Here is a 19,911-nt window from a genome sequence, read left to right on the forward strand (position 1 = left end):
CACGCTCGCCGGCGGCGCGGACGACTCGCGCCGATGGCGGCGGCGACCGGCTACTGGCTCCGCGCGAGGCGAAGCGGCGGGGTCGCCTCCGACCAGACGCCGCTGGCCGAGCGGGACTGGCAGCAGCCGCGGTATGAGATCGCCGACCCGGTCGAACGAATCAGGTTCGCCAGCGCCACCGGCCTGATCATCAGCAACTCGCGGACGACAGCGCCCGGTCGGCGGGGCCGGACCGGGCGCTGATCACTTCATCTGGTTCAGATGGTTCAGGACTTGCGCTTGGTGACCTCTTCGGTGGTGGCGGGGAGGACCTTGTGGAGGTCGCCCACGACGCCGAAGTCGACCAGCTCGAAGATGGGGGCTTCCTCGTCCTTGTTGATGGCGACGATGGTCTTCGAGGTCTGCATGCCGGCCCGGTGCTGGATGGCGCCGGAGATGCCCGCAGCGATGTAGAGCTGCGGCGACACGGTCTTGCCGGTCTGGCCCACCTGGTAGGCGTGCGGGTACCAACCCGAGTCGACTGCCGCCCGGGAGGCGCCAACCGCTGCGCCCAACGAGTCGGCGAAGGCTTCGATCGGGCTGAAGTCACCACCGGTACCGCGGCCACCGGAGACGATGATCGCGGCCTCGGTCAGCTCCGGACGACCGGTCGCCTCGCGGGGCTTGGAGTCGGTGATGCGGGCCGTCTTCGCGCCGTCGGAGATCGTGACGTCGAACTCCTCCACCTCCGGCGAGGTCTCGGCCGCTTCCGGGGTCGCAGCGTTCGGCTTGACCGTGATGATCGGCGTGCCGTGGGTGACCTTGGCCTGGACCGAGTAGTTGCCGGCGAACACGGACTGCGTGGTGACCGGGCCCTCCTGCACGTCCACGGCGTCGGTGATCAGGCCGGAGTCGAGCTTGACCGCCAAGCGGGCGGCGATCTCCTTGCCCTCGGAGTTCGAAGAGATCAGGATCGCGCTGGGCTCGATCTTGGCCGCGACCTGCTGCAGCGCCTCGGCCTTGGGTGCCACCAGGTACTGCGTGAGCTCGGGGTCGGTCAGCGCGATCACCTTGGTCGCGCCGTACTGGCCGAGGGCGGGCAGTGCGTCCTGCACGTTGTCGCCGATGAAGACGGCGACGGGCTCGCCGAGGCGGCGCGCGATGGTCAGCAGCTCAGCGGTCGTCTTGCGGACCTTGCCACCGGTGTGGTCGACGAGAACGAGAACGTTCGACATGAGTTTGCTCGCCCCTCAGAGGAACTTGTTGGTGGACAGGAACTCGACGAGCTGGGCAGCGCCGCTGCCGTCCTCGTCGGTGACGATCGTGCCGGCCGACCGCGGCGGGCGGGCGGTCACCTCGGTGACCTCGGTCCACGCCGAGGAGGCGCCGACCTGGTCGGGCGAGATCTCCAGGTCGGCCAGCGACCAGGTCTCGACCGGCTTCTTCTTCGCGGCCATGATGCCCTTGAACGACGGGTACCGCGGCTCGCCGGACTGGTCCGACACGGACAGCACGAGCGGCAGCGTGCCCTCGATGGTGTCGCTGGCGGTGTCACCGTCCCGGCGGATCGTCACGGTGTTGCCGTCGACGGTGACCGACGAGCCGAGCGTGACACCGGGCAGCCCGAGCCGCTCGGACACCATCGCCGGCACGACGCCCATCGAGCCGTCGGTCGACGCCATCCCGAAGACGATCAGGTCGGCCTCGAGCTTGCCCAGCGCCTTGGCCAGGATCAGCGAGGTCGCCACGGCGTCGGAGCCGTGGATGCCGTCGTCGTTCACGTGGACGCCGGCGTCGGCGCCCATCTGGAGACCCTTCTTGATGGCGTCGGCAGCCTGCTCCGGCCCGACCGTGAGGATGGTCACCTCACCGTCGCCGGCTTCCTTCACGGTCAGCGCGGTCTCGACGGCGTACTCGTCCAGTTCGGACAGCAGCCCGTCGACCCCGGCGCGATCCACCGTGTTGTCCTCGGAGCGGAAGCGGCGATCCGCCGTGGCATCCGGCACGAACTTCGCGCAGACGACGATCTTCATAGCGTGTGGGACCCCTTCTGGTTAACGGTCTCTCCCAGCCTGCCACGGATGTTACTCGCGAGAAACATATGACGCGTGCGAGTCCCATCACAGTTACAGTCACCTGGTGACCGAGACGTTACCGCTCACCGGTGAGAGAACAGCCCCCGGGATCTGGCATGAGAACTACTGGTTCGCGCGCCACGAGGCTGCCTATCGCTGGATCACGGCGAATTGGCTGACATCCGAGACCCGCCGCGCCCTCGACGCCGGCTGCGGCGAGGGGTACGGCGCGGACCTGTTGCACCGGGCCGGAGCCAGGCAGGTGTTCGGTCTCGACTATGAAGGTACGACGCTTCGCCACGTCGCCAAGGCTTATCCACAAGTCAATCTGGTGCAGGGCAATCTCGTCCAGACCGCCTTCGCCGACGACGCCTTCGAGTTGCTCGTGTCGCTGCAGACGATCGAGCACCTGTGGGAGCAGCCGCGCTTCATCACGGAGTGCGCGCGGATCACAGCGCCCGGCGCCACGATCGTCCTGAGCACTCCGAACCGGCTGACCTTCCCGAGCGGCAACTGGTATCACACCAGGGAACTCACCGGCCCCGAGTTCGTCGAGCTGGTCGAAGCGGACCTGGAGGTCGTCGAGACGCTCGGCCTCTGGCACGGCGACAAGCTGACCGCGTGGGAGCGGCAGCACGGGTCGTGTGTGGACGCGCAACTCGCGTCGGACCACACCCAGTGGCCGGCCGACCTGGTCCAGCTGGTGAAGGAGACCAGGTACGACGACTTCGTGATCCGGCCGGGCGACCTCGACGACAGCCTCGACCTCATCGTCGTCGCCCGGCCGCGGACCACGTAGGCGGACCAGCCAATACGGGGGCCGCGGCCTGACGGCGTACAGGTCAGGGACGGATAAAGCGTTCGGCGATCTTGCCGATGATCAGGTAGACGAGCGCCGCGATCCCCCAGTTGACGAGCAGGGTGTTCTTCGCCGTCTCGAGCCGGAAGAGGTCCTTGAACGGGCCCACCAGGTCGTGACCGCGCTCCAGCACCCACTTCACGATCTCGTTGCTCTGGTTGGCCTGGTCGAGCGCGGTGAAGAGAGCGCCCAGGGCAAGCAACGCGGCCGCGATGACTGCGATCAGCCAGACCAGCGAGGCCAGCAGGTTCCGGAAGCGCTTGACGCCCGACCCCACCGCGGACAACGCGGCCTTGCCCGAGCCGGAAGAAGACGTCGCGGTCTTCTTGGCCGCGGCGGCGACAGGTTTGACGCCGGTCTTGGGCGTGGTCGCGCCCGGTACTGCGGCAGCGCTCGGCGCGGCGGGTTGCCGGGTGACCGGCTTCGTCACCGCCGTATCGTCCTGAGGCGACTCGGCGGCGGCCTTCTCGCGGGCCTTCTGCTCGGCGACGATCTCGGCCGCCGTCTTCGGTTTCGCGGGCTTCGTCGCGGTCGCGGTGGTACCGCGCGCGCTGGACGCCTCGGCGGACGTCGCGGTCGCGGGAGTCTCCTCAGCCTCCACGTCCGGTGTCACCGCCTTCTCGGCATCGGCGGTCTTGGCCGCCTTGTCGGGTTGAGTACCCACGTCGTCCATCTCCTCAGCCGGGATCGGTTCCTCGTCCGTCACCGGTGCCGGGACCGGCGGTTTCCTGCGTCGGTTGCCCGGTACCGGGCGCGGCGACAGTTTGCGCCGCACCCTCCAGATCGGTGCGGACGGCACGCCGTCCGCTGACTCCAACGTAGCCAGATCCACACCGTCCGTCACATCCGCCACCACGATCGGCACCGGATCGACCGCCCGGTGCCGCGCGTCGGTGATCGAGCCGTCGGCGGCCGCCTGGTCCAGGATGGACCCCTTGTCCGCCTGCTCAGCCACGCTGCGTCTCCTCTTCGGCTACTTCCGGGACATAGTGCACGACTGGCGAGTAACTTGAGAACCCCCTGGTCATATCTGCCTTATCACCAGTTGTCCCGACGCTGTTACCCCTCGCGTCCTCTTCCACTGCAAAAGTCAAAGGATTCTCTGTCGGCGAGCGTTGGCCGGACGCGGCGGACGGCTTCGCCTGGGTCGGGTCGGCCTGCGCCGAGGAGGTGGTTTCCGAGCCTCCGTCTGCACTGGGTGAGCCGAGCGGGCCGGCCTCGCTGGAGCGGCGCGGCTCTGCCGTCGGTGCGGTGTGACCGGCTTCGCTGGAGGGGCGCGGGGGTGCTGTGGGTGGGGGGTGGCCGGCTTGTAGGCGGGCGGTGGTTTCGGCGTTGGATTTGGCCAGGTCTGCCAGGTAGGCGCGGCGAGGGGCGTCTGCCTCGTAGCGGGTGCGGCGGTCGCGGACCACCTCGGCGGGGACGCCGACGGCTACGGAGTACGCCGGGATGTTGCCTCGGGCAACGCTGTTGGCGCCGATCACCACGCCGCGGCCGATGTCGGCGCCGCGTGTGACGGTGACCTTGGTGGCCAGCCAGCAGTCGGGACCGATCCGGACCGGTGACTTGACCAGGCCCTGGTCCTTGATCGGGAGGTCGAGGTCCTCGGTCTTGTGGTCGAAGTCGCAGATGTAGGTGCCGTCGGCGATCAACGTCGACGCGCCGATCTCGATGTCGAGGTAGCAGTTGACGGTGACGTCACGGGCGAAGACGACCTTGTCGCCGATCCGCAGGGTGCCCTCATGGGCACGCAGTCGCGTCTCGTCACCCAGATGCACCCACTGCCCGAGGATCAGCCGCCCGTGCCCGGGCCGCGCGACGATCTCCAGTTTCTTGCCGAGGAAGACGAATCCCTCGGTGACGACATGGCGGTGCCGCAGCTTGAACCAGCCGAAGCGCCAGTAGCGCTTCAGGTAGTACGGCGTCCACGCCCGGTGGCGCACCACCCAGCGCAGATTCGCCGCCGTCAGCAACCGCATCCGTCCAGTATGTACACCGCTACTGGGCGACACCTGTGATGGACACGTTGTAGTAGAGCTCATGGGGTACGACCTGAGACAGAACCTTGTCGACCTTCGACAGTTGCAGCCAGGACTTGTACGCGAACATCCGCCACCCGAACCCGAGCTTCTCCTCCGGTACGGCGGCCTCGAACGTCCTGATCGGCCACCCGACCCAGGCCGCGAGCAACTCCTCGGTCACTGTCCGTACGTCGACAGCGCCGGCGCGCGACGCCATCCGGGCCAGCGTGTCCGGATCGAACGTGTGCAAGTCGACCACGGCCTCCAACGCGGCCGCCCGCGACGACTCGTCCAGCTCCGACTGCGGCCGGCGCCAATGCGACAGCGCCGGCAGCTTGGTCACATTGGTCGTCGCCCACCACGTGAACCGCGACAGCCGGCGCGCCACGAAGTCGCCGTACCGGGTGGGCTCGCCGCAGATGACGAAGCGGCCGCCCGGTTTGAGCACCCGGAGCATCTCGCGGAACGCCAGCTCGACGTCCGGGATGTGGTGGATCACCGCGTGCCCGATCACCAGGTCGAAGGTGTCGTCGTCGTACGGCAGCTTCTCCGCGTCCGCGACCTTGCCCTCGATCGCGAAGCCGAGCGTGTCCGCGTTGCGCTTGGCCGCCTCGACCATGCCCGGCGACAGGTCGGTGACATGCGCCTCGGCCAGTACGCCGGCCAGCTTCAGGTTCAGCGTGAAGAAGCCCGTGCCGGCGCCGATCTCGAGCGACTTGGCGTACGGCCAGCCGTCGGACCCGGCGACGTCGGTGAACCGGTCGCGGGCGTAGTCGACGCAGCGTTCGTCGTACGAGATCGACCACTTCTCGTCATAGGTCGACGCTTCCCAGTCGTGGTAGAGCACCTGGGCGAGCTTGTTGTCGTTCCACGCGGCCTCGACCTCTTCGGCGGTGGCAGCGGGCTTCGAAGCAGACGTGGTCATCAGATTCCCTTGAACTCGGCCTTGCCGGGGCCGTTCTCGACAAAAGACTTCATCCCGATCGTGCGGTCCTCGGTGGCGAACAGGGCCGCGAACTGCTGCCGCTCGATCTCCAGCCCGGTGTGCAGGTCGACCCCGAGCCCGGCGTCGATCGCCTCCTTGGCCGCGCGCAGCGCCAGCGAGGCCGCCTTGGAGAACTGCGAGGCCCAGGCAACAGCGGCGTCGTACACCTCGGCAGCCGGTACGACCTTGTCGACCAGCCCGATCTGCAGCGACTCGGCCGCGTCCACGAAGCGGCCGGTGAAGATCAGGTCCTTGGCCTTGGACGGCCCGATCAGCCGCGAGAGCCGCTGCGTGCCACCGGCGCCGGGGATGACGCCGAGCAGGATCTCGGGCTGGCCGAGCTTGGCGTCGTCCGCCGCGATCCGGTAGTCCGCGCACAGGGTCAGCTCGCAGCCGCCACCGAGCGCGTAGCCGGTGATCGCCGCGACGGTCGGCTTCGGGATGGCGGCGACCGCGTTCAGCGCGGCCTGCAGCGGACCGGAGCGCTTGACCATGTCGGCGTACGACATGTCAGCCATCTCCTTGATGTCCGCGCCGGCTGCGAAGACCCGCTCGCCGCCGTAGATCACGACGGCCCGCACCGCGTCGTCCGCGGTCGCCGCCAGCGCGGCGTCGCGGATCTCGTCCTGGACCTGCACGTTGAGCGCGTTCATCTTCGGCCGGTCCAGCCGGATCGTGCCGACCCCGTCGGCCACGGTCAGGTTGACGAACTCACCCATCACAGCTCCTCAGTCTCAGCACTACCCGCCGGTCACATCCCCGGGCACGGTACCGGACCACTGCGAATACTCGTACTACCGGGAGGTCCCGGTTACACGTCGACGGGCTGCCCGGCGGCTACCGATCGACGGGCGGCGTCGACGATGCGCAGGGTCCGCAGGCCGACTGCACCGTCCGGCTGCGGGACCACAGCGGGCGCAGTACCGGGCACTGCCTTGCCAGAGGCCCGTACTGCGCTCAGAAACTCGCCAAGCATCATCGAGTCGAGGTCGCCGCCTACTGAGAGGAAGACCTCACCGGAAGCGTCCGTACCGCCCACATGCGACTGGAACGGCGCTATCTCCACCGAGCCCTTCGTACCCGTCACCTGCAGCGTCACGCCACCCCAAGTCGGCCCGTTGTCGGGCACGCTCCAGGAGCAGTCGATGGTTGCCAGTAGCCCGTTGTCGTAGGTGATGGTGACCAGGCCGCCGGTCTCCACCTCCACACCCTTGTCCTGGTGCAGCACGTGGTTGGCCACAGCATGGACCCTTACTGCCTCCGCGCCACCGGTCAGCCCGTCGATCAGGTCGGCGCAGTGGACCGTGTGGTCGACCATCGCTCCCCCGCCGGCCAGCTTGGCGTCCGTGAACCACTGCCGCTGGGCATAGGGGATCTTCCCGTTGTTAGTCCCCATAACTGCGAACACGTCGCCCAGACGACCTGCCTCGACCGATGCCCGCAGCCGCCCGTACGACGGCGCGAAGCGCACCGGGTAGGCAGTCATGAGGATCACGCCGGCTGCCTCGCAAGCGGCGAGCATGGCTTCGCCGTCGGCTACCTCTGTCGCCAGTGGCTTCTCGCAGAGCACGTGTGCGCCTACTGCGGCGGCTCGCTCGACCAGGCCGCGGTGGAGTGCGTTCTCCGCGGTCACCACGACGGCATCCGGGCCCCAGGCGAACAGCTCGTCGTAGGAGTCGACGTAGGGGATGCCTAGTTTGGCGGCGAAGTCAGCGCCTCGGGGACCAGCGTCGGGGGCGGCCGCGCCATCGGGGTCCGAGGAGAGCACCTCCACGTCGGGCAGTGAGTTGAGCAGCCCGGCGTAGGACGAAGCGTGAGTGTGGGCGAAGGAGGCGATCGCTACCTTCAGGGTCATGCGGGTACTCCTGCCGGGTCGAAGGTAGTCATGTCGACAGTGCGACCAGTCGTCATCGATACGCGGGCCGCCTCGGCCAGGTAGACCGCCGCCGTGCCATCTGCAGCAACCACTCGGGGCGTGGAGCCGTTCTTGAGGGCAGTGGACAGCTCGCGCAGCTGGGTCAGGTACGGGCTCTCATAGAGAGTCGACTCGGGGATCAGCAGGTCTCCGCTGTCCGACTCTCCCTGAAGCTCCTCGGCATAGCCGGTCTCCTTATCCGAGGTGTACTCGAGCAGGCCAGTGGAGCCGGCAATGGAGAAGCCGGTCCGGAAGGGCGTCCCCGGCACACCCCAGGTCGCCCGCAGGTGGCTGATCGCGCCACCCTCGTGGGTCAGCGTCACGTGGGCCGCTACGTTGACCGGGCTGATGCCATCCACGTTCGGCGGACTCTGTACGGCGTAAACGCTGGTCACCTCGCCGCACAGCCAGCGGGCCTGGTCGAGGTCGTGCACCATCAGGTCCATGATGACGCCGCCGGAGCGGGCGACATCGCGGTACCAGCCGGCACCGGCCGGGGAGGACGCCTGCCGGAAGAAGCGGGCGACGGCTACCTTGCCGATCCGCCCCTCGAGGACTGCTTCGTGCGCAGCGACGTACTCCGGGAAGTACCGGACCACATGCGCCGGGTAGATCCGTACGCCCGCCGCAGCGGCCGCTTCGGACAGCTCGTGCGCGTCGCTGGCCCGCAGTGCGAGCGGCTTCTCGCAGATGACGTCGCGGCCGGCCTTGATCGCGGCCAGTGCGATCTCCTTGTGCGTCGCCGAGGGCGTGACGATGTCGACGAAGTCCACCTCGGCGAGCAGGCCGTCGAGCGTCGGGGCGAACTCCAGCCCGTACCGCGCGGCGAGTTCCTCGGCGCCGGCGGCCGAGTGCACCAGCACCCGCGCGCCGAGCGCCTGCCAGGCCGTGACGTGAACGTGCGCGATGTTGCCCGCGCCGATCAGCCCGACCGTCAGGTCAGAGTCAGACATGGAGTTCCTTCACTAGGGCCGCGTGGTCGGGAGTAAGTTAATAACACTCCCTGCATATTTGTCAGGACTTGTATCAGGTTTCGCTCCCAGGCAGCGCGGTTTGACCTGTCATGGGCACAATGTGCCGGTGACCGAAGCCACCGCCGCCCCGAATGCGCTCGGCCCATCGCCCGATCCGGACCTCCGGCTGGGCGCGGTGGTCCAGTCCGATGGCACGACCTTCACCGTCTGGGCGCCCGCCGCCGAGCGGGTCGAGTTGGCGCTGATCGACGAGCAAGGGGGCCAGCGCAATCTGGACCTCGCGCACATGGGCGAGTATTGGACCGGGTTCGTCGCCGGGGTCGGGCACGGGCAGCGGTACGGGTACCGGGTGCACGGGCCGTTCGACCCGACGCACGGGCTGCGGTTCAACCCGGCCAAGCTGCTGCTCGACCCGTATGCGCGGGCGGTCGACGGGGAGCTCGACTTCGCCTCGCCGCTGATCTACGACTCCTCGGAGGGCGACTCGGCCGGGCATGTGCCGGTTGGGGTGGTTGTCGCGTCGTCGGAGCCGCCGCCGCCGATCAGCAGGCCGGTTCCGTGGACCGAGACGGTGATTTACGAGCTCCACACCAAGGGGTTCACCAGGCTGCATCCTGACGTACCGGAGCACCAGCGCGGCACGTACGCCGGACTGGCCCACCCGTCAGTCATCTCCTACTTGGTCGACCTCGGGGTCACCTCGGTCGAGTTGCTGCCCATCCACCACTTCCTGACCGAGCCGGCCATCGCGGCGCGCGGGCTGCCCAACTACTGGGGCTACAACACGCTCAACTACTTCGCGCCGCATGCTCCGTTCTCGTCATCCGGGTCGCTGGGTGAGCAGGTTGCCGAGTTCAAGGCAATGGTCGCCGCGTTCCATGCCGCGGGGATCGAGGTGATCCTCGACGTCGTCTACAACCACACGGCCGAGGGTGGCTTCGATGGGCCGACGCTGAGCTTCCGCGGGCTCGACAATCGCGCGTACTACCGGCTGACGCAGGGCGGCACGATGTACGACGTCACCGGGACGGGCAACTCGGTCGACACGTCGCATCCGCAGGTCCGCCGGCTGGTGATGGACTCGCTGCGGTACTGGGTCGAGGAGATGGGCGTCGACGGGTTCCGGTTCGACCTGGCGGTGACGCTGATCCGCAACGAGCGCCACGAGGTCGACACGGTCGGGCATCCGTTCCTGGCGGAGGTCGCGGCGGATCCGGTGCTCGGGCGGGTCAAGCTGATCTCCGAGCCGTGGGACGTCGGGAACTTCGGCTATCAGGTCGGCAACTTCGGGACGCCTTGGTCGGAGTGGAACGGGAAGTACCGCGACAGTGTGCGCGACATCTGGCGCACGTCGTCGTACGGCGTACAGGACCTCGCGTACAGGCTGTCCGGATCGAGCGATCTCTACGGCGACGACGGGCGGTACCCGTATGCGTCGATCAACTTCGTCACCGCGCACGACGGATTCACCCTGCGCGACCTGGTGTCCTACGACCACAAGCACAACGAACTCAACCGCGAGGACAATCGCGACGGGACCGACGACAACCGGTCCTGGAACTGTGGTTTCGAGGGCGAGACGGACGATCCCGGCGTCGTCGCGTTGCGCAAGCGGCAGATGGCGAACCTGATGGCGACGCTGGTGCTGTCGACCGGCGTACCGATGATCACGGCCGGCGACGAGTGCGGGCGGACGCAGCACGGCAACAACAATCCGTACTGCCAGGACAACGAGACCTCGTGGTTCGACTGGTCGCTGCCTGGTGTCTGGTCGGATCATTTCGCGCTGACCAAGAAGCTGCTCGCGTTGCGGGCCGCCCACCCGACCCTGCGCCAGTGGCACTACTTCTCCGGCCAGCCAGTCGTGCCCGGCGGCCGCAAGGATCTCTCCTGGATCGCCCCGCACGGCGGCGAGATGACCGAAGCCGACTGGCACGACGGAAACCTCCGCACCATCGGCATGTTCCTGGCCGGCGACGCCATCCGCGGAACCGATGCCGACGGCAACGTTCCGGTCGACAACTCCTTCCTCCTCGCCCTCAACGCCACCGCCGAAACCCGCGACGTCGTAGTCCCCGACGCCTCCTGGGCACCGGCGTACGAGGTAGTCCTCGACACCAGCTCCAGCGGCGCCACCGAGGTCGTCGCCGGCGCCGTCGTCCCCCTCGCCCCTCGGTGTCTGGTACTGCTCCGCGCGCTCTGAAAATCGCTCGCTGGGTTGTTCATCTTCATCAGGTACCTTCGCTGGTCACCAGCTGTTCACCTCCGGGTCACCTCGTGTGTTCCGGCGCCGAGGTGATGACCAGAGGGGGGCCAATGGCTTTACTAGGTGCTGCCGAAAGGCACTACGAACGTAGTGAGCACGATCACGCGACGCCGATCGGTGTGCTGCATCAGATGGTGGTGCGGTGGGGTGACGCCGACCGGACGACGGCGCGGCGCGCGTTCCGTCGGTGGTGCGACGGGGTTGCCTATGTCGACGTACAGGCGCGGACGTACGCGGAGTACTGGACTCGTCAGAACGAGACAGCGCTCGCCGGCGACGGCCCGCTCTGGGTGGTGCTCGGCGACTCGACCGCCCAGGGCCTCGGGGCGACGACCCCCTTGCATGGGTACGTCGGCCAGACGGTCAACGTCCTGAACGAGTCTGGCGGCCGACCGTGGCGCGTGCTCAACCTCTCCCGTGCCGGCGCCCAGGCGGCTCACGTCCTCCACGACCAACTCCCGATGCTCGACAAGCTCGGCATCGAGCCAGACCTGGTGACCTGCGGAATCGGCAGCAACGACATCCTCGGCACCGCACCGAAAGTGGTGCACAGCAACCTGCGCCAACTCATCCAGCGCCTCCCGTCTCCTTCGGTCGTGATGGACCTGCTCCTTCCCAACCGCTTCTGGGGAATCGGCAGCCTCTGCAGCCCGTATGTCGCCGGCATCAACCGCACAATCCATGCCGCCGCTGCCGAACGAGGCCTCCCGGTCGCCGAACTCTCCCGCCACGTCCGCCCACCCTGGCGCGGCAAGCTGGCCCCCGACCTCTTCCACCCCAACGACCTCGGCTACCGCCCCCTGGCCAAGGCCCTCCTAGCCGCAATCCCAGCCACCGTCGCCCACTGACTAGGTCCGGGCCTCAAGCATTGCCTTCAGGCGGTTGAGGGACTTGGTGCTCTCGCGGCGGACACCGATGGGGATGAGCGCCGCGCGGCCTGGCACCCGGACTCCGCCGGTGAGGGCTACTCGCGTACCGCCGCCTGGTTCTTCAGCGACCGCCATGCCCATCAACAGGAAGCGGCTCTGCAACCAGCACCACCCAGGGCGAATGGTCCCTCGCAGCCGGGCCCGCATGCCGTAGTGGCTGCGAACCTGCAACTGCACCTGGTCCCCGTCACGCTCGATCCACTCGATCTTCTTCATGTCGGTCTGGAACTCGACGAAGGTCCTGCCGTCGCCCCAGATCAGATCCCACGCGTGGGCAGGCGTGGTGTCGTACACGCGTTCGGTCACGGTGGCGCCGGGGATGCCGGCTGCCAGCGCGCGCAGCCGTCGTACGGAATCCAGCTGAACGTCCGGCCAATCGTCGGTCATGATGCCCATGCCTTTCGGAAACTTGCCCGAGCTCGGTGGAGGCGGGACTTCACCGTTCCTGCCGGTACCGCGAGCAGCGCCGCCGCTTCGCGTTCGTCCAGCCCCTCGAGATCCCGCAGAACGAGTAGTGCGCGATGCTCGGGCGACAACCGTGCCAAGGTGTCGCGGATGTCGACCGCGAGTTGCGGATCACCGCGAGCCGGTACTTCCGCCAGATCGGCGGCGACCTGGCGCTCGTCCTGTTTCGCCACCCGGATCGCCGCGCGGATCGCGATCGCCCGGACCCAGCCGAACAACGCGGCCGGCTCCTGCAGCGTGCCGAGCGACTTGAACACCGCGACCAGCGCCTCCTGGGCCGCGTCCGGCCCGTTGCTCAAGGCGATCGGTGCGCAGATCCGTCCGACGTACGGCGCCAACTGGTCGAGCAGGTCGTGCATGGCGAGCGTGTCACCTCGCTGCGCCGCGCGCACCAACTGCTCGGGTTCATCGATCACTGCACGAACTCTTCCAGCAACGGCGTCACCCGATCCGCACAGTCCAGAGTGAGGGCATGCCCGCAGCCCGCCAGTGTCCGGACCGTTGCATGTGGCAACAACTTCGCGAAGCGCTGCGCTTGCGCGACCGGCAGCACTGTGTCCTCCTCGCCCCAGATGATCAGCACAGGTTGCCCGGTGCGCGGCAAGGCCGCTTGAGTGACGCGCCAGTCGAGGCCGCGCTCGAGCGCGTACATCGCCCGGACGTTGTCACGATACGTGCCCGGCACCCACATCTGGTCGACAAGCGCCGGAGTCACCAGGTCCTTGTGGACAAAGAGATCCCGGACCGCTGCCTGCACGGCTGACCGACTGGCACCGAGCTTCGCGAGTAGTTCACCGGCGAGCGGAAACTTCAATGCCTCCCAGCTCGCGGGGTCCGGCTCAGCCAGCCCGGAAGGCGCCAGCAGGAGCAGCTTGGACACCCGCTCGGGATGCTGCTGCGCATAGGCGAGCCCCCAGCCACCGCTCCAGGAGTTCCCGCCCAGGACGACCTGGTGCAGGTCGAGCTGGTCCAGGAACTCCCCCAGCGCTCCCGTCATGGCGTCCAGGTCGAAGGCGAACCCATTACCGTGCAGTCGGGTCTCCCCTTGACCGGGGAGGTCCACGACATACACGGCATGGGTCTTCGACAGAGCGTCCAGTTCAGGCTGCCAGGCCGAAGCCGGCGAGGCGCCTGGCGACAGGAGCACGACGGGTGCGCCGGTACCGCGTTGCAAGTAGTGGAACGTTGCCAGCGGCGTTTCGACGTACCGGGAGTCTCTAGATGGCTGGGGGCTCGGCTGGGCCGTTGGCTGATAGCCGTAGGCCAGCAAGCTGACTAGTACTACGCCGAGAACGGGCAGTGGAATGACTAGTCGCTTGAGCCACTTGGCCTGGAGCAATCTGACGTCGATCGCCAGGAGAGCCACGCAGGCCGGTGTGTAGAGCAATAGGTTGAGCCAGTGGAACGCAGTACCGGCGTCTGTCTCGACGAAGGCCCAGGCGACGCCGAGAGTTGCTCGCGCGGCCAGGCCGGCTGCGAGTCCGGCCACTACGACTCTGGCCAGGGCGGACCGGTCAGACCGGAGTACCGCGACTGCCAGGAGCAGGTGGAACGCCGCCAGTGGCAGCACTATGTGGGGAGCGAATGACGCTTCCCCACCGATGACCGCTCGGGAGAGTGATCGCTCGTCGGGCGCGGGCCAGGTTGCGCCAGTTGCCCAGTAGACGTGAGCCGCCGCAAGCAGGATGTGTACCGCTGCGGCGAGCTTTCGGATCCCCATCTCGGCCCCTCCTCAGATGTGTGAACATCGAGGAAGAGGAGCCGTTCGGCCGAAACGTTCCCTGCGAGGTGCAGGTTTTTTCAGGCCTCGGGGGTCTTCGGGCCGTCGGCCAGCAAGAGATACAGCGACCGGCGAGCCTCGGAAAGGATCTTGGCTGCCGCTGCGCGCTGTTCGTCCGAGCCGCTGCGGGCTACCTGGCGAGTGGCTGAGTGCAGCTCCTCGAGCAGTCCACGCAGGTCGTTGGCGGGCTCTGCGGTCGCGAAGCCGGCGAAGGGGTCGGCGGAGGTCTCGCGACGCTCCTCGACGTACTGACGGCCGGCGTCGGTCAGCGTGACGAGCTTGCGGCCGGCGTCCGCGGTGACGGTCACAAGGCCCTCGTCTTCCAGCTGGTTGATGGTCGGATAGATCGCACCGGGGCTGGGGGTCCAGCGTCCGCCGCTGCGGTCGGCGATGGCCTGCATCAACTGGTAGCCGTGCATCGGCTCCTCGCCGAGCAGGATCAGGACAGCCGTTCGGACATCGCCGCGAGGGGCGCGTCCGCGGCCTGAGCCGCGGCCCGGGCCCCGACCACCGCGTCCGCGGTGCATCGGCATGCCTTCTCCCATCCGCGGTCCACCGCGGCGGGGGTGTCGGTGACCGCCTCGGCGGCCTCTGATTTCAGTGTTGGGGGTGTTCATGGGTTCCTCCTCGATATTGTTCATGACACTAAAGATATATCGTTACCGTCATGATCGCAAGGCCTGTGGAGAAACTTTGCCCCTGCCCCTGGGGCAAGGTGTTCACTGACGGGCATGGCAGAGGCACGGGAGATCGAGGGCGAGCTGACGATCGGCGAGTTCGGCCGGCGCTCAGGGCTGTCCCACAAGGCATTGCGGCTGTACGACGTATCGGGGCTGCTCGCTCCTAGCCGGATCGCTCCGGGGACCGGCGCCAGGCTGTACTCGACGAGCCAACTCGAGCGGGCCCGGCGGATCAGCGTGATGCGCCAGCTCGACATGCCGCTGGCCACGATCACCGAGGTGCTGTCCGGGTCGGACGAGGACGGGCTGATCCGGCTGGACCGGTGGTGGGCAGCCGAGCAGGCGACCAACCAGGCCCGGCACGCGACTCTGGAGTATCTGCGGGATCGGATGCTCCGGTCGTCCGACGCTGGGTCGTCGACCAGTCCGGGGTGGCCGGCTCGCGACGTACTGACGCGTTCGGTGCCCGCGGCCAAGGTGGCGGCCATTCGCGCCGACACCGATCAACAGTCGCTGATCGGCGTGATCGTCTCGTCCACGCTGGAGATCCGGGCGCACCTGGCGCAGGCGGGTGCCGAGCTGACCGGCGGCTCATGGGTGATCTATCACGGCCCGGTGACGCCGGAGAGCGAGGCGACCGTCGAGGTCTGCGTGCCCTTCACCGGCGCGGTCGAGCCAGGCGGGCCGATCGCCATCCGGGTCGAGCCTGCGCGCACCGAGGCCTACTGCACGATCAGCAAGGACGAATGCGCGTATCCGCGGATCATGCTCGCCTACGACCTGCTCGACAACTGGATCCGCCGATCAGGTCGTCCGACGACCGGGGCGGTCCGCGAGATCTACCACCACGACTTCCAGTACGTCGACGGGCCGGCCCTGGTCGTCGACATCGCCCAACCGATCGAAGGAACAGCACGATGAACTACGCGGACCAGACTCCCTACAGCGACCCGGGTGTGCACGCGGGGCTGTTCGACGCACTGTCCTCCGACATCGCCGGACTGACCGCGGTGATCCGGAACCTCTTGATCCACTACCGCGGCGGCGGGATCGAGTTCACCGGAGATCGCTACCAGGAGATCAACCATCGCTGGGTGTCGGCGATGCTGACCACCGACCAACGCCGCAACGGCACCGCACTGGCCGTGCCACGGGAGCCCTTCGACCGGATCGTCGGGTGCTGCCGCGACTACACCTTGATGACGGTGTCCGCCCTGCGACACAAGGGGATCCCGGCGCGCAGCCGGATCGGGTTCAGCCGGTACTTCGCCGACGGGTTCAACCACGACCATGTCGTCGTGGAGTACTGGAACGGCGAGCGCTGGGTGATGGTCGACGCTCAGCTCGACCCGGGACCGCACTGGAAGTTCGATCCACAGGACATGGTTCCCGGATGGTTCCGGTCGGCGGCTGAGGTGTGGCTGGGGTATCGCTCGGGCGAGCTGGACGGTGACGACTTCGGGGTAGATCCGGGGCTGCCGATCAAGGGCGGATGGTTCATTCGGAACTATGTCTTCTTCCAACTGGCACACCTGCAAGGTGATGAGCTGTTGCTGTGGGACAGCTGGGGTGCGATGACCGGCTCGCTGGACGGCGCCGATCTGGAGCTGGCGGACGAGATCGCGACGCTGCTGGTCGCGGCCGACAACGGAGACGACGCAGCGTCCGGCGTACTGGCTGCTCGTTACGCGGCGGATCCCCGGCTGCGCCCTGGCGACCAGATCCTGCAACTATCACCGGCCGGCGATCCCCCGGTAACAGTCGACCTCAACCGTCGCGTGGTGGTGCCCTAGGCGCCGCAGCTTGTCGTCCGTCGCGATGGCGGCTTCAGGCGGAGGTGGTGGTATTTGCGGGCGGGCGTGGGGCCTTGGGGAGCATGGTGATGGCTACGGCGGCGAGGGTCAGGGCTATTGCGATCCAGGTGGTGGCGGGTGGGCGGTGGTCGGTGAAGGTGTCCAGTAGGACGGCGCCCAGGAGTTGGCCTACGACGCTGGCTAGGCCGAAGACGAGTACTCCTACCCGGCGGACAACGGTGGTTGCGATGGCGATGATGGAGACGCCGATGAAGCCGCCGCAGTAGAGCCAGGGTCTGGTTGGGAGTTCGCCAGGGGTGGGGCCGCGGAAGAGGAATTCGATCGGGAGCGCGATGCAGAGCGTGCAGCCGGCGACGGTGAAGTTGACGAGTGCGGCGGCCCACGGTGAGCCGGCGATGGCGCCGACGCGGCCGTTGAGTGCGGACTGCAGAGCCAGCGCCAGGCCTGCGATCACGGGAAGTGCGAGAAGCCAGAGGTTGCTGTCACCTGTCAGTTGGTCGTGACCGGCGATGGCGACGGCGGCGACACCGGTGGTTGCGCCGATGACGCGTGGGGTGGTGATCGCGCGCGGGCCACCTGGTCCGAGGCCGGCGCGATCGACGGCGAGGCTGCCGGCCGACGTACCGCCGACGACGGCGACCACGAAGATGCCGACGCCGAGGGAGCCGACGCTGACGCCTTGGCTGACGACATACAGGGCGCCTCCGACCCCGCCGAGACATTGCCACCACCGGAGGCCTTGTACTCGCAGCGCCTCACGGAGTTGACGTAGTGCTCGCCGGCCGCCGCGCGAGGTCGGGACGATCGCCAGCAGGACGAGGATGCCGCTCGCGGTGGAGATCATCGAGGCGACAACCCCGTCACCGAGACTCGCCCCCAGCCCACCATTGAGCCGAGCCTGCGCCGCCAGCCCAACCCCACCCACCGCGGCCAACCCAACCATCGGCAACTGCTGAATCTCCCGAACCCTCACCCGAGGGATCCTCCCACCCAGACACGGGGCAGGTGGGATTAGTGGTGGACGCGGTAGCGGATGTGGGTGGCTTCGGGGGTGTCCACGACCTTGAGGATGTCGAGTTCGATTCTGTCGGGGAGGATGTCGAAGAGGCGGCGGCCGTTACCGAAGAGGACTGGGATCTGGTGGATCTGGAGTTCGTCCAGGACACCTGCTTCTAGGGCGGTCTGGGCCGTGTAGGCGCCGTGGACCATCACCCGTCGGTCGCCTGATGCTTCCTTCGCCTGCGCCATCGCACTGGCGATTCCGTCGGTGACGTAGCTGACCTTCGGGTACTTCGCCACCGACGGCGCCGGAGGGCGATGACTGGGCACGAAAATCCGTACGCCGCCGTTCCGCTCACCACCCCAGTGATCGACCTGCTCGACGGTGTTACGCCCGGCGACGATCGCACCGAAGTCACTCATCTCCTCGATCACATCCCGCGCCGGCCCCTCGACATTGCCGAACTCCCCATCCGGCCCGATGAACCAGTCGTGCAACCGCATGAACCCGTCCCCACCCGGATTCGCCGGCGTGTCACCCGGCCCGGCGATGAACCCGTCCAGCGACATCGACATGTACAGAACCGAGTTACCCATGACCGATCCCCTCAGCTTCCCGAGCGCGGCCGTTCCGCCCTCTCTCCCTCCATACGAGCAACACACCCCGACATCGACAATCGAGGTGGATCGGTGCCTAAGAGTTTTTCTTGGGTTGGGCGGGCGTGGTGGTGGCTTTGCGCTGGATTGATTCGGCTAGGTGTTTGATGCGGTGGAGGCGGGCGTCCCAGGCGGCGGTTACCGAGGTTAGTTGGGTTACTGCTCGGGCCAGCTGGGCTTCGTTGACGTGGTAGAGCTTTTCGCGGCCTGCCGAGCGGGACTGGACCAGGCCTACTCGGTCGAGGACGGTGAGGTGTTTGGCTACCGCCTGGCGGGTGACGGGGAGTTGCTGGCCGAGGGTGGTGGCGGTGCCTTCGCCGGTGGTGAGGAGGAGGTCCAGCATGCGCCGGCGGGTTGGGTCGCCGATGGCGGACCAGAGGTCGTCGTCGACCGTGGTGGGGCTCATGAGTGTGCCTCCAGCGTTGCGACGTACACGGGGAGCCGGGGCAGGAAGTAGTCCCAGCCGGTGGCGTGGTCGTTGTACTGCGCTTCCAGTACCGCGGCCTCCCAGCCCATCTCGCGGAAGCCGGTCTCCGTCATCTTCACCAGCGTGCCCTCGCCCGACGGGATCAGGTCGAAGGTGACGAGCAACGAATTGCCCTCCTTCGCCACGTCGCCGGCCGGATGGGTCCAGCGGAACGAGAACATCCGGGGCGGAGCGGCGTCGACGACGGTGAACTGGACGACTTGGCCGCCCGCAGAGGGGTCGCCGAACACGATCTCCCCCTCAGCACCCGGCGTCGCCTCGTACCGGGCGTCATCCGGCCACCACTCCTTCAGGTGCTCGGGACTGCTCACCACGTCGAAGACGATCTCGGGTGAGGCGCCGACGTAGATCTCGCGTTCGAGCGTTCCGAACTCCATGCCATCCTCCTGCAATCCTTGGTTGCGGATCACCCTAACCCGCGATCACCGCGATATGCAACAGATGGTTGCGCATCGCGGAAACTCCGGCTAGTCTCATGTGCAACCAAGGGTTGCAGATGAGGAGAGATCATGAACAGCACGACGGTTCAGGAAGTATTCGGCGCACTGCTGGATGCGGCCGGTACGGTCGCATCCGCGGGCGATGCGGTCGTCACGCCGGCCGCCGGCGAGTGGAATGCGGAGCAGGTCCTGGCCCACGTGACGATCGTCAACGCCACCACCATCGCGGCGGCAGCGTCGATTGCCGCAGGCACCGTTCCGGCGTACGACAACCGGATCGCTCACGACCCCTGGACGCTCGAGCACGTCATCGCGGTGACGGGCGGGATCGCAGGACTTCAGGACCGCGTTCGCCGTCAAGGACAAGCCCTCTGCACCTTCTACGACGACGGCTTGAGTGGGGACGAGCTGGACACGATGGTGCCGACGCTGCTCGTGTCGCACGACAAGATCCAGGTCAACCAGCCACTGCCGCTGCGGGCGCTGCTCGACGGCCTGGTCGACTCCGAGCTTCCAGGGCACACTCGGCAACTGCTGGCGTTGCTCCCGAACAGCACTCACGGTGAACGGGCAGCGTGATATCTCTGAA

Annotated in this window: 23 protein-coding genes; 7 read left to right on the forward strand and 16 right to left on the reverse strand. The window is 67.6% G+C overall.

All coding sequences use genetic code 11. The annotated features are described in order from the left end of the window. The first annotated feature begins 33 nt into the window (after window positions 1–33). Window positions 34–243, forward strand: a complete 210-nt coding sequence (locus ABD116_RS01020) for a hypothetical protein (RefSeq protein ID WP_343963749.1) — start codon at window positions 34–36, stop codon at window positions 241–243. 23 nt (window positions 244–266) lie between these two features. Here the strand turns inward: ABD116_RS01020 and ABD116_RS01025 are convergent, their stop codons facing one another. Then, window positions 267–1,214 (reverse strand): electron transfer flavoprotein subunit alpha/FixB family protein, encoded by a 948-nt coding sequence (locus ABD116_RS01025; RefSeq protein ID WP_343963751.1) that lies wholly within the window; start codon window positions 1,212–1,214, stop codon window positions 267–269. Between the two features lie 15 nt (window positions 1,215–1,229). Continuing rightward, complete coding sequence (locus ABD116_RS01030) at window positions 1,230–2,012, reverse strand: electron transfer flavoprotein subunit beta/FixA family protein (protein ID WP_343963753.1); 783 nt, start codon at window positions 2,010–2,012, stop codon at window positions 1,230–1,232. Between the two features lie 106 nt (window positions 2,013–2,118). Between ABD116_RS01030 and ABD116_RS01035 the strand changes: the two genes are divergently transcribed. Then, window positions 2,119–2,853: a class I SAM-dependent methyltransferase gene (locus ABD116_RS01035; protein WP_343963755.1), complete on the forward strand. Its 735-nt coding sequence runs from the start codon at window positions 2,119–2,121 to the stop codon at window positions 2,851–2,853. 43 nt (window positions 2,854–2,896) lie between these two features. Here the strand turns inward: ABD116_RS01035 and ABD116_RS01040 are convergent, their stop codons facing one another. The 6 genes from ABD116_RS01040 to ABD116_RS01065 all read right to left on the reverse strand — a co-directional run bounded on the left by ABD116_RS01040 (window position 2,897) and on the right by ABD116_RS01065 (window position 8,784). Beyond that, entirely contained in the window at window positions 2,897–3,868 is a 972-nt protein-coding gene (locus tag ABD116_RS01040; RefSeq protein ID WP_343963757.1) for a hypothetical protein, read from the reverse strand. Further along, window positions 3,861–4,889 (reverse strand): acyltransferase, encoded by a 1,029-nt coding sequence (locus tag ABD116_RS01045; protein WP_343963759.1) that lies wholly within the window; start codon window positions 4,887–4,889, stop codon window positions 3,861–3,863. The genes ABD116_RS01040 and ABD116_RS01045 overlap by 8 nt, the downstream gene beginning before the upstream one ends. A 19-nt stretch (window positions 4,890–4,908) precedes the next feature. Next, window positions 4,909–5,856 carry a class I SAM-dependent methyltransferase gene (locus ABD116_RS01050; protein WP_343963761.1) on the reverse strand — a complete coding sequence of 316 codons (948 nt, stop codon included), beginning with the start codon at window positions 5,854–5,856 and terminating at the stop codon, window positions 4,909–4,911. Beyond that, window positions 5,856–6,635 (reverse strand): enoyl-CoA hydratase/isomerase family protein, encoded by a 780-nt coding sequence (locus ABD116_RS01055; RefSeq protein WP_343963763.1) that lies wholly within the window; start codon window positions 6,633–6,635, stop codon window positions 5,856–5,858. Before ABD116_RS01055 ends, ABD116_RS01050 begins: the two co-directional genes overlap by 1 nt. A 92-nt stretch (window positions 6,636–6,727) precedes the next feature. After that, window positions 6,728–7,771: a Gfo/Idh/MocA family protein gene (locus ABD116_RS01060; RefSeq protein ID WP_343963765.1), complete on the reverse strand. Its 1,044-nt coding sequence runs from the start codon at window positions 7,769–7,771 to the stop codon at window positions 6,728–6,730. Beyond that, window positions 7,768–8,784, reverse strand: a complete 1,017-nt coding sequence (locus ABD116_RS01065; RefSeq protein ID WP_343963767.1) for a Gfo/Idh/MocA family protein — start codon at window positions 8,782–8,784, stop codon at window positions 7,768–7,770. Before ABD116_RS01065 ends, ABD116_RS01060 begins: the two co-directional genes overlap by 4 nt. Before the next feature lie 127 nt (window positions 8,785–8,911). On the opposite strand from ABD116_RS01065, the gene glgX reads away from it, so the two are divergent. Both glgX and ABD116_RS01075 read left to right on the forward strand, forming a co-directional pair. Beyond that, window positions 8,912–11,008 carry a glycogen debranching protein GlgX gene (gene glgX / locus ABD116_RS01070; RefSeq protein ID WP_343963769.1) on the forward strand — a complete coding sequence of 699 codons (2,097 nt, stop codon included), beginning with the start codon at window positions 8,912–8,914 and terminating at the stop codon, window positions 11,006–11,008. Between the two features lie 113 nt (window positions 11,009–11,121). Further along, window positions 11,122–11,919: an SGNH/GDSL hydrolase family protein gene (locus tag ABD116_RS01075; RefSeq protein ID WP_343963771.1), complete on the forward strand. Its 798-nt coding sequence runs from the start codon at window positions 11,122–11,124 to the stop codon at window positions 11,917–11,919. Here ABD116_RS01075 and ABD116_RS01080 read toward each other — a convergent pair whose 3' ends face one another. The 4 genes from ABD116_RS01080 to ABD116_RS01095 all read right to left on the reverse strand — a co-directional run bounded on the left by ABD116_RS01080 (window position 11,920) and on the right by ABD116_RS01095 (window position 14,778). Beyond that, complete coding sequence (locus tag ABD116_RS01080) at window positions 11,920–12,387, reverse strand: SRPBCC family protein (RefSeq protein WP_343963773.1); 468 nt, start codon at window positions 12,385–12,387, stop codon at window positions 11,920–11,922. It lies immediately after the preceding gene. Then, entirely contained in the window at window positions 12,384–12,881 is a 498-nt protein-coding gene (locus ABD116_RS01085) for an RNA polymerase sigma factor (RefSeq protein WP_343963774.1), read from the reverse strand. The genes ABD116_RS01080 and ABD116_RS01085 overlap by 4 nt, the downstream gene beginning before the upstream one ends. Continuing rightward, entirely contained in the window at window positions 12,878–14,185 is a 1,308-nt protein-coding gene (locus tag ABD116_RS01090) for an alpha/beta fold hydrolase (RefSeq protein WP_343963776.1), read from the reverse strand. Before ABD116_RS01090 ends, ABD116_RS01085 begins: the two co-directional genes overlap by 4 nt. An 80-nt stretch (window positions 14,186–14,265) precedes the next feature. Next, the gene (locus ABD116_RS01095; protein ID WP_343963777.1) at window positions 14,266–14,778 is read right to left on the reverse strand and encodes a PadR family transcriptional regulator; all 513 of its coding nucleotides are present in this window, start codon (window positions 14,776–14,778) and stop codon (window positions 14,266–14,268) included. A 198-nt stretch (window positions 14,779–14,976) separates the two neighbouring features. On the opposite strand from ABD116_RS01095, the gene ABD116_RS01100 reads away from it, so the two are divergent. Together ABD116_RS01100 and ABD116_RS01105 are read left to right on the forward strand one after the other, a co-directional pair. Then, a complete protein-coding gene (locus tag ABD116_RS01100) occupies window positions 14,977–15,846 on the forward strand; it encodes a MerR family transcriptional regulator (protein ID WP_343963779.1) in 870 nt (289 codons plus the stop codon). Beyond that, a complete protein-coding gene (locus tag ABD116_RS01105; RefSeq protein WP_343963781.1) occupies window positions 15,843–16,718 on the forward strand; it encodes a transglutaminase-like domain-containing protein in 876 nt (291 codons plus the stop codon). Before ABD116_RS01100 ends, ABD116_RS01105 begins: the two co-directional genes overlap by 4 nt. A 34-nt stretch (window positions 16,719–16,752) precedes the next feature. Here ABD116_RS01105 and ABD116_RS01110 read toward each other — a convergent pair whose 3' ends face one another. The 4 genes from ABD116_RS01110 to ABD116_RS01125 all read right to left on the reverse strand — a co-directional run bounded on the left by ABD116_RS01110 (window position 16,753) and on the right by ABD116_RS01125 (window position 19,259). Next, window positions 16,753–17,712 carry a DMT family transporter gene (locus tag ABD116_RS01110; RefSeq protein ID WP_343963783.1) on the reverse strand — a complete coding sequence of 320 codons (960 nt, stop codon included), beginning with the start codon at window positions 17,710–17,712 and terminating at the stop codon, window positions 16,753–16,755. 38 nt (window positions 17,713–17,750) lie between these two features. Beyond that, window positions 17,751–18,335: a dihydrofolate reductase family protein gene (locus tag ABD116_RS01115; RefSeq protein ID WP_343963785.1), complete on the reverse strand. Its 585-nt coding sequence runs from the start codon at window positions 18,333–18,335 to the stop codon at window positions 17,751–17,753. Window positions 18,336–18,432: 97 nt separating this feature from the next. Beyond that, on the reverse strand, window positions 18,433–18,801 hold the full coding sequence (locus ABD116_RS01120; protein WP_343963787.1) for an ArsR/SmtB family transcription factor: 369 nt from the start codon (window positions 18,799–18,801) through the stop codon (window positions 18,433–18,435). Continuing rightward, window positions 18,798–19,259 (reverse strand): SRPBCC family protein, encoded by a 462-nt coding sequence (locus tag ABD116_RS01125; protein WP_343963789.1) that lies wholly within the window; start codon window positions 19,257–19,259, stop codon window positions 18,798–18,800. The genes ABD116_RS01120 and ABD116_RS01125 overlap by 4 nt, the downstream gene beginning before the upstream one ends. A 132-nt stretch (window positions 19,260–19,391) precedes the next feature. Here ABD116_RS01125 and ABD116_RS01130 point away from each other — a divergent pair, with 132 nt between their 5' ends. Next, window positions 19,392–19,901, forward strand: a complete 510-nt coding sequence (locus ABD116_RS01130; protein ID WP_343963791.1) for a hypothetical protein — start codon at window positions 19,392–19,394, stop codon at window positions 19,899–19,901. The last annotated feature ends 10 nt before the right edge of the window (window positions 19,902–19,911 follow it).

The organism is Kribbella koreensis (genome assembly GCF_039525325.1).
Lineage (GTDB): Bacteria > Actinomycetota > Actinomycetes > Propionibacteriales > Kribbellaceae > Kribbella > Kribbella koreensis.

Coding starts and splice junctions, on each gene's coding strand:
- ABD116_RS01020 (WP_343963749.1), top strand. CDS start 34: ATGGCGGCGGCGACCGGCTACTGGCTCCGCGCGAGGCGAAGCGGCGGG.
- ABD116_RS01025 (WP_343963751.1), bottom strand. CDS start 1,214: ATGTCGAACGTTCTCGTTCTCGTCGACCACACCGGTGGCAAGGTCCGC.
- ABD116_RS01030 (WP_343963753.1), bottom strand. CDS start 2,012: ATGAAGATCGTCGTCTGCGCGAAGTTCGTGCCGGATGCCACGGCGGAT.
- ABD116_RS01045 (WP_343963759.1), bottom strand. CDS start 4,889: ATGCGGTTGCTGACGGCGGCGAATCTGCGCTGGGTGGTGCGCCACCGG.
- ABD116_RS01050 (WP_343963761.1), bottom strand. CDS start 5,856: ATGACCACGTCTGCTTCGAAGCCCGCTGCCACCGCCGAAGAGGTCGAG.
- ABD116_RS01055 (WP_343963763.1), bottom strand. CDS start 6,635: ATGGGTGAGTTCGTCAACCTGACCGTGGCCGACGGGGTCGGCACGATC.
- ABD116_RS01060 (WP_343963765.1), bottom strand. CDS start 7,771: ATGACCCTGAAGGTAGCGATCGCCTCCTTCGCCCACACTCACGCTTCG.
- ABD116_RS01065 (WP_343963767.1), bottom strand. CDS start 8,784: ATGTCTGACTCTGACCTGACGGTCGGGCTGATCGGCGCGGGCAACATC.
- ABD116_RS01075 (WP_343963771.1), top strand. CDS start 11,122: ATGGCTTTACTAGGTGCTGCCGAAAGGCACTACGAACGTAGTGAGCAC.
- ABD116_RS01080 (WP_343963773.1), bottom strand. CDS start 12,387: ATGACCGACGATTGGCCGGACGTTCAGCTGGATTCCGTACGACGGCTG.
- ABD116_RS01090 (WP_343963776.1), bottom strand. CDS start 14,185: ATGGGGATCCGAAAGCTCGCCGCAGCGGTACACATCCTGCTTGCGGCG.
- ABD116_RS01095 (WP_343963777.1), bottom strand. CDS start 14,778: ATGCCGATGCACCGCGGACGCGGTGGTCGGGGCCCGGGCCGCGGCTCA.
- ABD116_RS01100 (WP_343963779.1), top strand. CDS start 14,977: ATGGCAGAGGCACGGGAGATCGAGGGCGAGCTGACGATCGGCGAGTTC.
- ABD116_RS01105 (WP_343963781.1), top strand. CDS start 15,843: ATGAACTACGCGGACCAGACTCCCTACAGCGACCCGGGTGTGCACGCG.
- ABD116_RS01115 (WP_343963785.1), bottom strand. CDS start 18,335: ATGGGTAACTCGGTTCTGTACATGTCGATGTCGCTGGACGGGTTCATC.
- ABD116_RS01120 (WP_343963787.1), bottom strand. CDS start 18,801: ATGAGCCCCACCACGGTCGACGACGACCTCTGGTCCGCCATCGGCGAC.
- ABD116_RS01125 (WP_343963789.1), bottom strand. CDS start 19,259: ATGGAGTTCGGAACGCTCGAACGCGAGATCTACGTCGGCGCCTCACCC.
- ABD116_RS01130 (WP_343963791.1), top strand. CDS start 19,392: ATGAACAGCACGACGGTTCAGGAAGTATTCGGCGCACTGCTGGATGCG.